14 protein-coding genes are annotated in these 14,766 nt (G+C 35.8%); 13 read left to right on the forward strand and 1 reads right to left on the reverse strand.

Translation table 11 applies throughout. The annotated features are described in order from the left end of the window. The first annotated feature begins 16 nt into the window (after window positions 1-16). From GSH73_RS01735 to GSH73_RS01770, 8 genes are all read left to right on the forward strand, one after another. On the forward strand, window positions 17-898 hold the full coding sequence (locus GSH73_RS01735; protein WP_014757163.1) for a glycoside hydrolase family 43 protein: 882 nt from the start codon (window positions 17-19) through the stop codon (window positions 896-898). A gap of 111 nt (window positions 899-1,009) precedes the next feature. Further along, a complete protein-coding gene (locus GSH73_RS01740) occupies window positions 1,010-2,338 on the forward strand; it encodes an ABC transporter substrate-binding protein (protein ID WP_014757162.1) in 1,329 nt (442 codons plus the stop codon). Between the two features lie 65 nt (window positions 2,339-2,403). Beyond that, window positions 2,404-3,291, forward strand: coding sequence for a carbohydrate ABC transporter permease (locus tag GSH73_RS01745; RefSeq protein WP_014757161.1), 888 nt, complete (start codon window positions 2,404-2,406; stop codon window positions 3,289-3,291). Window position 3,292: 1 nt separating this feature from the next. After that, window positions 3,293-4,150 carry a carbohydrate ABC transporter permease gene (locus GSH73_RS01750; RefSeq protein ID WP_014757160.1) on the forward strand — a complete coding sequence of 286 codons (858 nt, stop codon included), beginning with the start codon at window positions 3,293-3,295 and terminating at the stop codon, window positions 4,148-4,150. A gap of 56 nt (window positions 4,151-4,206) precedes the next feature. Next, the gene (locus GSH73_RS01755) at window positions 4,207-5,604 is read left to right on the forward strand and encodes an alpha-galacturonidase (protein WP_014757159.1); all 1,398 of its coding nucleotides are present in this window, start codon (window positions 4,207-4,209) and stop codon (window positions 5,602-5,604) included. Window positions 5,605-5,823: 219 nt separating this feature from the next. Further along, window positions 5,824-6,237: an NfeD family protein gene (locus GSH73_RS01760; protein WP_038068340.1), complete on the forward strand. Its 414-nt coding sequence runs from the start codon at window positions 5,824-5,826 to the stop codon at window positions 6,235-6,237. 2 nt (window positions 6,238-6,239) lie between these two features. Beyond that, window positions 6,240-7,172 (forward strand): SPFH domain-containing protein, encoded by a 933-nt coding sequence (locus GSH73_RS01765; protein ID WP_014757157.1) that lies wholly within the window; start codon window positions 6,240-6,242, stop codon window positions 7,170-7,172. A 103-nt stretch (window positions 7,173-7,275) separates the two neighbouring features. Further along, window positions 7,276-7,779, forward strand: coding sequence for a flavin reductase family protein (locus tag GSH73_RS01770; protein WP_014757156.1), 504 nt, complete (start codon window positions 7,276-7,278; stop codon window positions 7,777-7,779). On the opposite strand, the gene GSH73_RS01775 is transcribed toward GSH73_RS01770, so the two are convergent. Beyond that, on the reverse strand, window positions 7,780-8,772 hold the full coding sequence (locus tag GSH73_RS01775) for a sodium:calcium antiporter (protein ID WP_014757155.1): 993 nt from the start codon (window positions 8,770-8,772) through the stop codon (window positions 7,780-7,782). 459 nt (window positions 8,773-9,231) lie between these two features. Here GSH73_RS01775 and galT point away from each other — a divergent pair, with 459 nt between their 5' ends. From galT to GSH73_RS01800, 5 genes are all read left to right on the forward strand, one after another. Continuing rightward, window positions 9,232-10,203, forward strand: a complete 972-nt coding sequence (gene galT, locus GSH73_RS01780) for a galactose-1-phosphate uridylyltransferase (protein ID WP_014757154.1) — start codon at window positions 9,232-9,234, stop codon at window positions 10,201-10,203. A 9-nt stretch (window positions 10,204-10,212) separates the two neighbouring features. Further along, window positions 10,213-11,790, forward strand: a complete 1,578-nt coding sequence (locus tag GSH73_RS01785) for a hypothetical protein (protein WP_044984021.1) — start codon at window positions 10,213-10,215, stop codon at window positions 11,788-11,790. Beyond that, complete coding sequence (glgA, locus tag GSH73_RS01790; protein ID WP_014757152.1) at window positions 11,783-12,949, forward strand: glycogen synthase; 1,167 nt, start codon at window positions 11,783-11,785, stop codon at window positions 12,947-12,949. Before GSH73_RS01785 ends, glgA begins: the two co-directional genes overlap by 8 nt. 109 nt (window positions 12,950-13,058) lie before the next feature. Then, window positions 13,059-13,679 (forward strand): DedA family protein, encoded by a 621-nt coding sequence (locus GSH73_RS01795; RefSeq protein ID WP_014757151.1) that lies wholly within the window; start codon window positions 13,059-13,061, stop codon window positions 13,677-13,679. Then, entirely contained in the window at window positions 13,652-14,764 is a 1,113-nt protein-coding gene (locus GSH73_RS01800) for a GNAT family N-acetyltransferase (RefSeq protein WP_014757150.1), read from the forward strand. Before GSH73_RS01795 ends, GSH73_RS01800 begins: the two co-directional genes overlap by 28 nt. Window positions 14,765-14,766: the final 2 nt, after the last annotated feature.

The following is a 14,766-nucleotide window of genomic DNA, read 5'->3' on the forward strand; positions in this document are numbered from 1 at the left end:
ATTGGAGGAATTATAGATGATAAAACGAAAGGATCTTTATATACGTGATCCATTTGTAGTTCCAGTACCGAATGAAAAAATATATTATATGTTTGGAACTACTGATATAAATTGCTGGAATGATGAGAAAGCAACTGGATTTGATTACTATAAATCATCTGATTTAGAAAATTTTGAAGGACCTTTTATTGCATTTAGACCAGATAAAAACTTTATTTGGGATAAAAATTTTTGGGCTCCAGAAGTGCACAAATACAATGACATGTATTATATGTTTGCTACATTTTTCGCTGATGGCAGAAATAGAGGAACGCAAATTTTAGTATCTGAAAAAATAAGTGGGCCATATAGACCATGGAGTATTGAACCGGTGACGCCGAAGGATTGGATGTGTTTAGATGGGACTTTTTATGTAGATGAGAATGGGGAACCCTGGATGATATTTTGCCATGAATGGGTACAAATATATGATGGGGAAATTTGTGCTGTAAGATTGTCGAAAGATTTAAAAACAACGATAGGAAATCCTATTACACTTTTTAAAGCTTCCAGTGCTAATTGGACAAGAAGTATTAAAAAGATTAAAGATCATGAATGCTACGTTACGGATGGCCCTTTTATTTATAGGTCTGAAGAGGGAAAGCTTTATATGTTGTGGTCCAGTTTTATTGAAAACAATATATACGCTGTTGGTATATCATTATCGAGAACAGGCAAAATAACCGGCCCGTGGGTACACAGTGAAAATCCAATTTTCGCAGGTGATGGTGGGCATGGTATGATATTTAAGACCTTTGAAGGGAATCTAACATTGGCAGTACACACACCTAATAAAAGGAAAGAAGAACGGCCCCTTTTTATAACTTTAGAAAAATCTGTGCTTAATGATACCTTATAATTAGATGACAAATAATGATACCATATATTAAATTGAATACCTTTAACACATTGAATATACATAATATAATGTTTTTAGAGTAGTTAATAAATTTCTAAGGAGGTATTGAAAATGTTTAAAAAAATTACATCTCTGTTAATATCGCTTCTTTTGATAATTTCATTAGTTACAGGATGTAGCAGTTCTTCGAATTCTTCGAGTTCATCGAAAAATAGTTCTGAAAATAATACCAGCCCAAAAACCGTAACATTAAGATTTATGTGGTGGGGTGGAGATGCCAGACATAAAGCAACACTTGATGCCATAAGTCTTTATGAAAAAGAACATCCCAATGTAAAGATTAATGCTGAATATGGCGGCGTTACTGACTATCTCCAAAAGCTGATAACTCAATTAAGCAGTGGTACAGCACCTGATCTTATACAAATAGATGTAACATGGTTGCAGCAACTTTTTAGCCAAGGTGATTTTTTTGCAGATTTAAGTAAGTTAAAAGATATCAATGTGAATGCATTTGATCAAAATTTTCTTAAAAATTATTGCTATGTCAACAATAAGTTGATAGGTTTGCCTACAGGAATAAACAATTCGGCAATGTATATTAACAAAGACTTTTTTAATAAATTTGGCATAGACGATAAGACGGTTTGGACATGGGATAATCTCTTGCAAACCGCTAAGATGGTGCATGAAAAGGATAAAAATGCTTATCTTTTAGATGCTGATTCTACTATTTGTGATTATATATTGGTCACATACGTGGGGCAAAAAACTGGAAATCAGTGGGTGAAAGATGATTACACTTTAGGTTTTGATAAACAAACATTGACAGAGGCATTCAAATATTTAAACGATTTGTTCGAAGTAGGCGCTATAGAGCCATTTTCTCAAAGTGCTCCATACGAAGGAAAACCTGATCAAAATCCTATGTGGCTTAATGGTCAAACGGGTATGCTTTGGAACTGGTCATCTATATATGCTGGTGTAAAAGCAAACATAAAGAACCTGTCATTGGCATTGCCACCTATTGACCCTAATGCAAAACAGACAGGCATAGTTGTAAGACCATCACAGCTTATTGCTATTAACAAGGATTCTAAAAATATCGATGAAGCAGCAAAATTTTTAAATTGGTTCTTTACGAATACAGATGCTATAAAAACACTTAAAGATGTCAGAGGAGTTCCAGCTACCGCAGATGCACGCAAAATTTTATCAGAAAATAATTTGTTGGATTCGACTTTAACTGATAATGCAAATCAAGCTATGGAAAAGATGGCACCTCCTGAAAACGGTATAAGTGGTAATCAAGAGTTAGAAAAGATAAATACTGATATCATACAAGAACTGGCTTATAAAAAGATAACGCCAGAGCAGGCTGCTGATGAATTGATAAATACTTATAAACAGAAACTTCCAGAATTAAAAAGCCAGCAATAAAAATTAGTTTCATAGGGTGTGTTAAAGCTCACCCTATGAAACATTATGAAGGAGTGGTCAAATCAATGAGTTATAATAAAAAGAGAAATTTGATGGGGTATTTATATATTAGTCCATGGATTATAGGCTTTTTAATATTTACTCTGTATCCATTTGCTATGACTTTTATCTATTCATTTTGTAACTACAGTATTACAAAATCACCTGTATTTATTGGATTAGGCAATTATATAACTATGTTTACTAAAGATATGTATTTTTGGCCATCTTTAATTAATACTATAAAATATGTATTAATGACAGTTCCTTTAAAATTATGTTTTGCACTTTTTGTTGCAATGATCTTAAATATTGATATTAAAGGAGTTAATGTGTTTAGAACAACTTATTATCTGCCTTCTATTTTTGGAGGAAGTGTTGCTTTATCTGTTATATGGAAATTTTTATTCATGGATAATGGTATTATGAATAAATTTCTTTCATACTTTCATATACACGGGCCAAGTTGGCTTGGAAACCCACACATATCATTATTTACTATAAGTTTATTGTCAGTGTGGGAATTTGGGTCTTCTATGGTAATATTTTTGGCAGCCCTAAAACAGGTCCCGAATGAGTTGTATGAAGCATCTATGTTAGATGGTGCAAGCAAAATAAGAAGGTTTTTCTCAATAACTTTACCTATGATATCGCCTGTGCTATTATTTAATTTGGTTATGCAGACTATAAATGCTTTTCAGGAATTTACAGGTCCATACGTGATAACTGGTGGAGGACCGATGAACTCTACTTATGTGTACAGTATGTTGATTTATGATAATGCGTTTAGGTATTTTAGGATGGGTTATTCATCTGCCTTGTCTTGGATTTTATTTTTGTTAATATTGATTGTTACAGTTATAATATTTAAATCTTCAAATACATGGGTGTATTACGAAAATGGAGGTAGATGACATGAAAGCAAAGAATAGTCAAAATAACGATATAATCAGAAAAGTATTTATATATGTTTTCTTGGTGGCTTTTGGTATTTTCATGATATATCCTTTACTTTGGGTTTTTGCATCATCATTTAAATCAAATGATGAAATCTTTAAATCGATAAGCCTTATACCAAAACACATTGTGACAAATTCATATTTTGAAGGATGGAAAGGTACGGGACAATACTCTTTTGGTACATTTATTTTAAACAGCATTACGCTTGTTGTACCTGTTGTTGTATTTACTGCTATATCATCAACAATTGTAGCCTATGGATTTGCAAGATTTGAGTTTCCGCTTAAAACTATTTTGTTTACTTTGATGATATCTACTATGATGTTGCCGGGCACTGCAGTTTTGATACCAAGATATATATTGTTTAATTGGTTAGGCTGGATAAACACTTATAAACCATTTATTGTTCCCGCTTTGTTCGGAACAACGCCTTTTTTCATTTTTATGATGGTTCAATTTTTGAGAGGTCTTCCTAAAGAATTAGAAGAATCGGCTACAATTGATGGTTGCAATTCATTTCAAATACTTATGAAGATTTTAATACCATTGTGTAAACCTGCAATTATTTCTATGTGTATATTTCAGTTCATTTGGACTTGGAATGACTTTTTTAATCCATTGATATATATCAACAGTGTAGAAAAATATACAGTTTCTCTCGGGCTTAATATGACAATTGATGGGACTTCAGTTGTAAATTGGAACCAAATAATGGCAATGACAATTATTTCAATGATACCGAGCATCATAATATTTTTTTCAGCGCAAAAATACTTCGTTGAAGGTATTGCAACAACTGGATTAAAGAACTAAACTAAGTATAAGTCTACTCAATAAATAACCTATTTTATGTCAGGAGGATGAGTTTTATGAGATATACAGATGGAAAGGTTCATGACATTACTATTGCTTATATCGGTGGTGGTTCAAGAGGATGGGCGTGGAATTTAATGACTGACTTAGCAAAAGAGGAAAGTATTTCTGGTACAGTAAAGTTATACGACATAGATTACGATGCGGCACATGACAATGAGATAATAGGCAATGCTTTATCAATGAGACAGGATGTTAAAGGCAAATGGCTTTATAAAGCTTGTGAGACGTTAGAAGAGTCACTAAAAGGTGCTGATTTTGTCATAATATCTATTTTGCCAGGTACGTTCGACGAGATGGAATCTGATGTTCATGCACCAGAAAAGTATGGCATTTATCAGTCAGTAGGTGATACAGTAGGACCTGGTGGAATAGTCAGAGCTTTAAGGACGATTCCGATGTTTGTGGACATTGCCAATGCGATTAAAGAGCATTGTCCAGATGCATGGGTCATAAATTATACAAATCCTATGACACTTTGTGTAAGGACATTGTATGAAATTTTCCCTCAAATTAAAGCATTTGGATGCTGCCATGAAGTTTTTGGCACACAGAAGCTATTATCTCGTGCTCTGCAGGATATAGAAGGCATTGAAAATGTTCCGAGGGAAGAGATAAAGATAAATGTTTTAGGTATAAATCATTTTACGTGGATCGACAATGCAAGGTACAAAGACATAGATTTAATGTATGTTTATAAACAATTTGTGAATAAGTACTATGAAAGCGGATTTGTCAGCGATGCTAACAATAATTGGATGAACAATTCATTTGTATCTGCAGAGAGAGTAAAGTTTGATCTGTTTTTGAGGTATGGAGTAATAGCTGCAGCGGGAGATAGACATCTGGCGGAATTTGTGCCGGGATATTGGTATTTAAAAGATCCAGAGACAGTCAGAGAATGGATGTTTGGCTTAACGACTGTAAGTTGGAGAAAAGAAGACTTAAAACGCAGGCTTGAAAGAAGTAAAAGGCTTAAGACAGGTGAGGAAAAATTTGAGTTAAAGGAAACAGGCGAAGAAGGTGTTAGGCAAATTAAAGCACTATTAGGCTTAGGCGATTTAGTGACTAATGTCAACATGCCGAACCATGGACAGATTGAAGGAATACCATACGGTGCGGTAGTTGAAACAAACGCTTTATTTTCAGGTAATAAACTAAAGCCTGTATTATCAGGAAAATTGCCTGACAATGTAAACAGCCTCGTGTTAAGGCAAGTATACAACCAAGAAACGACGTTGAAAGCTGCTTTAAAGAGAGATTTTGATTTGGCTTTTAGTGCTTTTGTAAATGATCCACTTGTTACAATATCTTTAAAAGATGCAAAAAAATTATTTAAGGAAATGCTTGAAAATACGAAGAAATATCTAGATGGATGGAAAATAAAAGCTTGATACTCTTTATAATTACGATCATTTATTGTAAACTAAAATTGATGATCCTCCTTAAAAGAGCCGATACTATGCGATCGGCTCTAATATATTGTCTAAAAAATTTATAGAAAATTTATAAAATAGCTTGTCTAACTACTTTATGTTGGACACATACTGTGATATACTAAGATAAAATATCAAAATTTTAACAATGGAAGGGGGATAAATACGGAAGGATTATTGACATTATGGATTTCAATAATGATAATCGGCGTAGCTATTGACCTTATTACAAGCAACTTCATATTTTTTAATTTTTCCATTGGAGCTTTTTTTGCAATATGTGCAGATCTATTAGGAGCTAATACACTGATTCAGATTTTTGCATTTCTCGCAGTAGGAATTGTTTCGCTTATTTTTTCGTTTAAATACTTGAGAAAGAAATTTAAAAACATACCAAAGACATATCCCTATGAAAGCCAGTATATAGGCAGGACCATAGAGATAAAAAACGATATTGGCAAGACTGGTCAAGTGTTTTTTGAAGGTGTGTATTGGACTGTCAAGTCTGATGTGCCGCTAAAAAGCGGTGACAACGCGGTTATAACAGGTATATCTGGAAATAAATTAATTGTAAAGAGATTGGAGGAATAAAAGTGTTTATTTTGCTTATAATATTGCTTCTTCTCATATTTATTGCTGCCGTAGCATCTATAAAAGTCGTTCAAACAGGTTATGTTTACGTCATTGAGAGACTAGGACAGTTTTACAAGGTATTGGAACCGGGATGGCATTTTGTAATACCGTTTGTTGATTATGTGCGGGCGAAAGTATCTACAAAGCAGCAGATATTAGACATTGAACCGCAGAACGTCATTACGAAAGACAATGTGAAAATATCCGTTGACAACGTCATATTTTATAAGGTAATGAGCGCAAAAGACGCCATATACAACATAGAGAACTACAGATCAGGCATAGTCTATTCTACGATAACAAACATGAGAAACATCATTGGCGATATGACACTTGACGAAGTTTTGTCAGGCAGGGACAAGATAAACGCGGAGCTTCTCAAAGTGATTGATCAGCTTACAGACGCATACGGCATAAAGATACTGTCTGTAGAGATAAAGGACATTACTCCACCGGATGAGATACGACAAGCGATGGAGAAACAGATGAAGGCTGAAAGAGATAAGCGGGCTACGATACTTCAGGCAGAAGGAGAAAAGCAAAGCGCCATAGCTGTTGCCGAAGGACAAAAGCAGGCAAAGATATTGCAAGCAGAGGCTGAGAAGGAAGCCAATATCAGAAAGGCGGAAGGTTTAAGGCAGTCACAGATATTAGAGGCGGAAGGAAAAGCGAAGGCCATTGAAGCGATTGCTGAAGCGCAGGCAAAGGCCATTGAATTGGTCAACAAAGCCATATTAGAGTCAGGTACAAATGAGACTGTCATAGCATTAAAGCAAATAGAGGCGCTTCAGGAGATGGCTAAAAATCCTGCCAATAAGCTTATTATTCCTGATAAATTGGTTGGAACATTAGGAAGCATAACGGCAGTTGCAGATCTCATCAAGAATCAATAGCTTTTTATACCTCGAGTTTTCTCGGGGTTTTTTTATTGGATTTGGTTTTTTCAAGCTTACGCTATAAAATGTATAATGTAAAAAATATTGCGGAGGGATCGATATGACTATTAAAGAAGTACCTTACGATATGTATTTAAAAGAGGTGAATCAAAAGCTTACATCAAGAGGCATATTTTTGACTACTAAAGAGAATAAATTAAACACCATGATAATCGGCTGGGGAGGAATAACGTATTTTTGGGGCAAGCCTGTATTCTTAGTTGCAGTGAGGAAATCCCGCTTTACGTACAATCAAATCGAAAAATCAGGTGAATTTACGATTAGCGTGCCTCTAAATGAGGACTTAAGTAAGGCCATTGCATTTTGCGGTACAAAATCAGGTAGAGATTTTGATAAATTTAAGGAGTGCAATCTTACACCTATTCCATCCCAAAAGATTGACACGCCTATAATAGGCGAGTGTTCACTCCACTATGAATGCAAAGTCATATACAAACAGGAAATGATAAAGGAAAATCTGGATGCTGATATTGATAAAAGATGGTATCCAGATTACCATACGTTTTACTTTGGCGAAATTGTTGCATCATACATAAAAGAATAGTCAAAGCAATGCCATTAAAAAGATTGCATAGAAAATGATGCCTGACATCAAAACAAATGGGTTTAAACTTTTTTTGCTGGATGAATATAAAAGGCATATATATGACGATATAAGCGATAACATGGTTGTAAGCATAGTAAGCCCAGTCAAATGCCATTCTGTAAACATCATGCCTATGGCGACAGGCACAGATGATTGAAATACCATTGCCCCTGTTATGTTTAAAAGGGCAAGGGTATCTTTTTTTTGTCCCACCCATAAGACGGAGTTAAGCTTTTCTGGAAGCTCGGTTGCTATAGGCGTTATGATTAATGACAGTATGGCTGGGGGAATCCCTGCCATCGCAGATACTTGCTCTGTGTACTTTATAAATATGTGGGCGCCATAGGATATTCCCAAAAGTGAAAATATAAGCTGCAAAAGGATGAGATGTACAGTAGGCTTTGAATTAAAATGGGACGAGAAGTACAAATTTTTTACATCATTTATGCTTTCATCATTAGATGAAAATGTGCGAATGACGTAAACGAAGTATGAAATAAGTATAGCAATTGATACAATGTTTTTGATATCTATGTAGTTATTCACTATGGAAGTGATGACGGCTAAAGAGTACATGATTATAAAATACGACATGTCCCTTTGAAATCCAGTCAGCGAAGGGGTTATTTTTAGAGATCTCTTGCGGAATAAAGCGTATATTACTGCAGAGGCGCCTGTGACAAAGAAGCCAAGTGTCGACAGCATGAAGGGAGCACCGACTATTGCACCAACACCTATTTCTTCTGATGATTGGCCATTGTGAAAAATGATTGCAATTACAGGTATAATCGTCTCTGGCATCGCTGTTCCTACAGCAGCAAAAATGCTTCCAATTACTCCTTGATTTAAGTTGAACTTTTTGCCTAACCATTCTACGGCATTTGTAAAATAAGCACACGAAACCAATATAAAGGCCAGACTCATTAAAAGTATGATTGTAAACAAAGCCAATATAAACAGCTCCTTTTATTTATGAATAAGCGTAAGACTACACTAAATTATAATTTGGAATGAGAGATTATATTCATGGAATATCAGTTTAATAGTAGATTTAAGCAGCTAAATTTTTGTTTATTTTTTGAAAAATTATGCTATAATATAAATAGAGAGGCAGCCGTCCGCAAAATGCGGTTGCCCGGGAAACAGTTTAAAAGTTTTTAAACCGCTCTGGGGTTAGCAGGGAAGGTTATAAATGTATTAGGCACTCATTAGCTTGAGTGCTTTTTTGTTTGCTTCATTGAAATCATATATATTGCGATAGATTGTAAAAATTAGATTGACATTTTGTATAAAAAAGTATATTATATACTTAAGAAGTGCACTCGGTTGCACATACTTATACTTAGTTAACATCTGATGTGTTGATTGGTTTTTTAATTGTGTTTTTTATTTTTTGATAAGGGTGATGGTATGTCAGAGATTAGATATGATATTGTTACAGGCAAGATAGCAGTCATTTCCACTGAAAGAGGCAAAAGGCCTCACGATTTTAAGAAGGCAGATGTCATAAAGAATAGCGGAGTATGTCCATTTTGTCCTGGAAATGAACCCATGACACCACCTACGCTTGTGGAGTTTCGTGGAGAAGACGGCATGTGGACATTGAGAGGTTTTAATAACAAGTTTGCAGCGTTTAAAAAAGATGCGGATGCGGCTAAGCATGGAAGTGAATTGTACAGGGCAGATGATGGGTACGGCGTAGCAGAGATTATCGTTGAAAGCCAGTATCATGATATGACTTTGGGACAGATGGATTCAGAAGGCATTGAGAACATCATGAAGGCACTCATCTTAAGATACAGGGATATTGTGAAAGATGAGAAGATTAAGTACGTTCAGATGTTTAAAAACTTTGGTGCAAACGGTGGTGCTTCCTTAGAGCATGGACATTGGCAAATTATGGGCGTATCATTTGTACCTGAGGTTTTGGAGAGAGAACTAAAAGGCGTTGAAAGGCATGAGGCAGAAACCGGGAGATGCCCTTACTGCCACATCATCGATGAAGAAATGAAAGAAAATGCAAGAATCGTTGCCGAAAATGACAGGTTTATAGTTATATGCCCTTATGCATCGCAATTTGCGTATGAATCGTGGATACTTCCTAAAAAACATGCCAAGGCTTTTAACGAGATGGACGACGATGACATAAGAAGTCTTTCATCGCTACTTAAATCGCTTGTAAAGAAGTATGAAGACCTTTTTGACAATCCGCCGTACAATATAGTCATTCATACAGTGCCACATCATGATAGACGCGATTTTCATTGGCATGTAGAAATATTGCCAAGGCTTACCACATTTGCAGGGTTTGAACTTGCAACAGGAGCGTATATAAATCCTACACCGCCAGAAGAAGCAGCATCAATCTTAAGGTTAGATTAATTGAAAGGAATGGTTTATGTGCACATTGAAGAAGGAGATTTTGATGGCTTCTTGTCGAAGATAGATTATATTGTAAAAACAATCAAAGATGACAAGATTCGAGAATTTAGATGGTTTCAGGAGAAAGCCTCTTATATAAAAGACAAGACGCTTTTTGACTATGCTATATTAAGTATTGATAGATCATTTATTATTATTGCAGCACTTATAGATTTTATTTTTGAAACGATAAGCGGTGAAGAAAAAAAATCTCGGTATTATTTTCCTATTATTGTGAGAAAGAATGTTTTAAGTGATAGCTGTCTTGCCGCATACAATGATGGTAATTGTGTGTACAGCTTATACGATGCGGTTGACGATGTGGAGTACATCAGATGCTTAGATGATATATTAAGAGGTGGAAAAGAAATTGAGTTTAAATCAGGCAGCCGACTTAAGCCTTACATGATTTTAAATCATGACATATACAGTTCAAAAAGGTTAAACAACAAGTCCAGCAATAGCCTTACGCTGCTTAGCAAAAACGAGATAGTGAAGACATTTAGGAGAATGGCTAATGGCATGAACCCAGATCTTGAAATGACTTACATGCTTAGAAAGTACGGTTTTCATGATGTGCAAGATATTAGAGGGTATTTTTTGTACGACGATGGGAAAGGCACAATATACACTCTTTCAATGTTTTCGCAGTACATTGAAAATGTAGCTGACATGTGGCAGTATACTCAGGAGTACTTGAAGGATTTTGTGAAGAAGTACGATGGCAGCGACTTTGTAAGCTTTGTATACAAAAATTGCGGCGATTATATGGGTGAAGTAAAAAGGATATCAGAGCTTATCGCCAACATGCACATTAAGCTGTCGCTCATTAATGAAGGGAATTTTGGCGTTTTAGAACCCAATGAATCTCACATAGATGAGATTACAAATCAGATAATATCCAATTTTAATTTGCTTTTGGATTACATGAAAAATCAGGATTACAGTGACGATGTTGAAAGCCTTATAAAAGAGATAATCGATGACAAAAATTTGTTACTGGAAAGCATCGAAAATATTAAATCTTTAGCGCCATACTTTGGCAAATATTTAAGATGTCATGGAGATTTGCACTTAGAGCAGCTTTTAAAGAAAGAAGACGGCTATATACTTATAGATTTTGAAGGAGAGCCTACAAAATCTATTTCTGAGAGAAGCAGGCACATGTCGCCTTTAAAAGATGTGGCTGGCATGATAAGGTCATTTAACTATGCCGCTTACTCACAGTTTTTTGAGTACAAGGAAAATGGTAAAGGTGGCGTTGATTTAGAAAAAGTAGAAAATCTTTTGTCAACATGGGCAACCGTTATAACAAGCGTGTTTGTTGAAAACTATGTAAATCTAATCAATGAACACGATGCAGATTTAATACCTGATGAAAGATACATTACTGCCATTTTAGCCTTGTTTAAGCTGGATAAAGCTGTGTTTGAAGCAATTTACGAGGTCAATAACAGGCCATCTTGGTTTAAGATACCGCTAAAAGGCATTATTGAGTGCATAGATGAATTAAAAAATATTTCAAGTTTGGAGGTATACAATGGATAATTTGAGAGTCACGTTATTTACAAATGAATTTCCGCCTAATATTTACGGTGGCGCGGGTGTCCATGTGGATTATTTGACGAGGGAATTATCAAAGCTTATGAATGTTGATGTCAGGTGCTTTGGAGATCAGGACAATCATTTTGAAAACATGGAAGTAAAAGGCTATAGAGAATGGGAGATGTTGAAAAAAGCTTCTGACGATAAATTTAAAAAAGTGTTAGGACCATTGACTACCGACATTGCCATGGTCAGTGATGCGGTTTCGTCACATATTGTCCACTGCCACACATGGTACACGTTTATGGCAGGCTTTCTAGCGAAGATGCTTTACGATATACCGCTTATTGTCACCATTCATAGCTTAGAGCCTCTGAGGCCTTGGAAGGAAGAGCAGCTTGGAAATGGGTATCACTTAAGCACATGGATGGAGAGAACAGGTGTTGAGGCGGCTGACAAGATAATAGCTGTGTCCAATGATTCCAAGAAAGATATCATGAAGTGCTACAATGTGCCGGAAGACAAGATCGAGGTTATCTACAATGGGATAGACTTAAATCAATACAAGAAGGCGGATTCAAACATGGCAAGGGAAAAATACGGAATAGATGGAAGGTACATCTTATTTGTAGGAAGGATATCAAGACAAAAGGGAATAATCCACCTTATAGATGCTGTAAAATATTTGCCACAGGATGTAAAAGTCGTATTGTGCGCTTCATCACCTGATACACAGGAAATCAAGGAAGAGATGGAGGAAAAAGTCAAGCTTTATGAAAACATCATCTGGATTGACAAGATGGTTTCAAAGGAAGAAGTCATAGAGCTTTACAGCAATGCCGATGTTTTTGTATGTCCATCCATATACGAGCCTTTTGGCATTATAAATCTTGAGGCAATGGCATGCAGCACGCCAGTTGTTGCCAGCGCCACAGGTGGAATAAAAGAAGTAGTCGTAGATGGAGAAACTGGATTCTTAGTGGAGCCCGGCAATTCTTATGAATTAGCTGAAAAGATCAATATTCTACTTAATGACAGGGATTTGGCTGCTTTATTCGGCGCAAACGGCAGAAGGAGAGTAGAAGACATGTTTAGTTGGGAATCAATTGCAAAAAAGACTTATGACCTTTACAAAAATGTCATCGAAAATTACAAAAAATAAATTGATTTTTTGAGAGCCTAAAGGCTCTTTTTTTATTGTGCCACTTGCTTTTAAATTTCGCGATAAAGTTGTATACTATTATATAGAAATTTTTGATTGGAAGGTAATTATGGAGAACACTAATATCTTATACAGTTTAATAATAGATTACGGTTATTTGGCATTGTTTCTGTCATTGCTGGTTGAAGGCACCGGAATGCCAGGGCCTGTTGAGATACTCTTTCTTGCGGCAGGCTACCTTATATCAAGAGGACAGATGAGCTTTTTGGCTGTGGTTTTGATTGCAGCATTAGGAAATGTCTCAGGAAATGTATTAGCGTACATAATAGGTGCCAAATCAGGCAGGACTTTTGTAGAGAAGTATGGACATTTTTTTAAGATAACTGTTAAAGATTTAGAAGGCATGGATCGGTGGTTTTCAAAGTATGGTGGTGTTACTAATCTTTTAGGGCGCCTCATAGGGCTGCCAAGGACACCCGCTATCTGGGCTTCAGGCATAACAAGGATGGACTTCAAGTCGTTTTTTGTGTTTTCTGCCATCGGCGATCTTTTGTGGTCACTTTTTTGGACGTCTGTTTCGTATTTAGTGTCGATGCAGATTTTGAAGATAGACTTAATAGGCAGGACGTACCCATGGTGGAGTTATTTATTAATGCTTGTAGGCTTTATCCTATTTATGTACGTCGTTTGGAGGATATTTTTATGGATGAAAGAAAGATACTTGACATAGAGATAAAGATAGTGAGGGATGTAAAGACTCTTTTAAGCATCAAGGATATATGGCATCAGCTTGAGGAGAATTCTAAAGTGTACCCTTTCAACACTTTTGAATGGGTCGTAAATTGGTGGAAGTATTTTGGCGGCGGTAAAAGGCTGTGGATTCTTTTGGTGGTTGGTGACCAAGGCCCTATTGGAATAGCGCCCTTTATGATTACATTTGGTGAGATGGGACTTCCTGTAAAGAGGATAAAATTCATAGGATCTAATAACAGCGATTACCTCGACTTCATAGTGAGATACGGATATGAAGATGTGTTTTATCGTACACTTGTAAAGTATCTGGAGTCAACGATAGACAGGTTTACAGTGTTAGACTTGGAGCACCTTCCAGAAAGCAGCGGCATATACCCGTATATAATGGATAGCTGGCTTTACTACGATTACGATATTCAAGATGTATGTCCATATATAAAGCTGCCTGCAACATGGGATGAATATTTAAGCACTCTTGATGGCAAATTTAGAAGAAATATAAAGTACGAGATCAAGAGATTTTTCACAAAGTGCGATGGAAGTTTCATGTGCGTCGCAGATGAAAATGAGATAGATGATTCAATGGATAGACTAATAGAGCTGCATCAGGCAAGGTGGAGAAAACGACGTATGCCGGGTGCATTTTATTCTAAGAGGATTAGGGATTTTCACAAGGCTTTGGCATTTGATTTTTTCAATAGAGGCATTTTAAGCTTGTTTGAATTAAAAGACAATGATAAAATCGTTGCAAGCTTATTAAGCTACCATGTAGGTAGAAAAAGGTATTACTACATAAGCGGATATGATTTGGATTACAGCAGATTAAGCGTTGGAGCTGTAACATTAGGTTTATCGATAAAGCGCTCAATAGAAGTCGGAGATGAAGTCTACGATTTTTTAAGAGGGGATGAAAAGTACAAAGAAGATTGGACTAAGGATAAAAAGAGGAACATGAGGCTTGTCGCTTCATATCCTTCTATTGCAGGCAGGTTTTGCCTTTACTATATAATTGCTGAAAATAAAATAATAAACAAAATAAAAGATAGGTTCAGCCATGACTGAAC

Origin of the sequence: Thermoanaerobacterium aotearoense, from assembly GCF_009905255.1 — a bacterium.
Lineage (GTDB): Bacteria > Bacillota > Thermoanaerobacteria > Thermoanaerobacterales > Thermoanaerobacteraceae > Thermoanaerobacterium > Thermoanaerobacterium aotearoense.

Excerpts from the sequence above, each read along its gene's own strand:
- GSH73_RS01770 (WP_014757156.1), top strand. The coding sequence starts at position 7,276 with ATGACTATTAAAGAAGTACCTTACGATATGTATTTAAAAGAGGTGAAT.
- GSH73_RS01745 (WP_014757161.1), top strand. The coding sequence starts at position 2,404 with ATGAGTTATAATAAAAAGAGAAATTTGATGGGGTATTTATATATTAGT.
- GSH73_RS01740 (WP_014757162.1), top strand. The coding sequence starts at position 1,010 with ATGTTTAAAAAAATTACATCTCTGTTAATATCGCTTCTTTTGATAATT.
- glgA (WP_014757152.1), top strand. The coding sequence starts at position 11,783 with ATGGATAATTTGAGAGTCACGTTATTTACAAATGAATTTCCGCCTAAT.
- GSH73_RS01735 (WP_014757163.1), top strand. The coding sequence starts at position 17 with ATGATAAAACGAAAGGATCTTTATATACGTGATCCATTTGTAGTTCCA.
- GSH73_RS01750 (WP_014757160.1), top strand. The coding sequence starts at position 3,293 with ATGAAAGCAAAGAATAGTCAAAATAACGATATAATCAGAAAAGTATTT.
- galT (WP_014757154.1), top strand. The coding sequence starts at position 9,232 with ATGTCAGAGATTAGATATGATATTGTTACAGGCAAGATAGCAGTCATT.
- GSH73_RS01800 (WP_014757150.1), top strand. The coding sequence starts at position 13,652 with ATGGATGAAAGAAAGATACTTGACATAGAGATAAAGATAGTGAGGGAT.
- GSH73_RS01755 (WP_014757159.1), top strand. The coding sequence starts at position 4,207 with ATGAGATATACAGATGGAAAGGTTCATGACATTACTATTGCTTATATC.
- GSH73_RS01785 (WP_044984021.1), top strand. The coding sequence starts at position 10,213 with ATGGTTTATGTGCACATTGAAGAAGGAGATTTTGATGGCTTCTTGTCG.
- GSH73_RS01795 (WP_014757151.1), top strand. The coding sequence starts at position 13,059 with ATGGAGAACACTAATATCTTATACAGTTTAATAATAGATTACGGTTAT.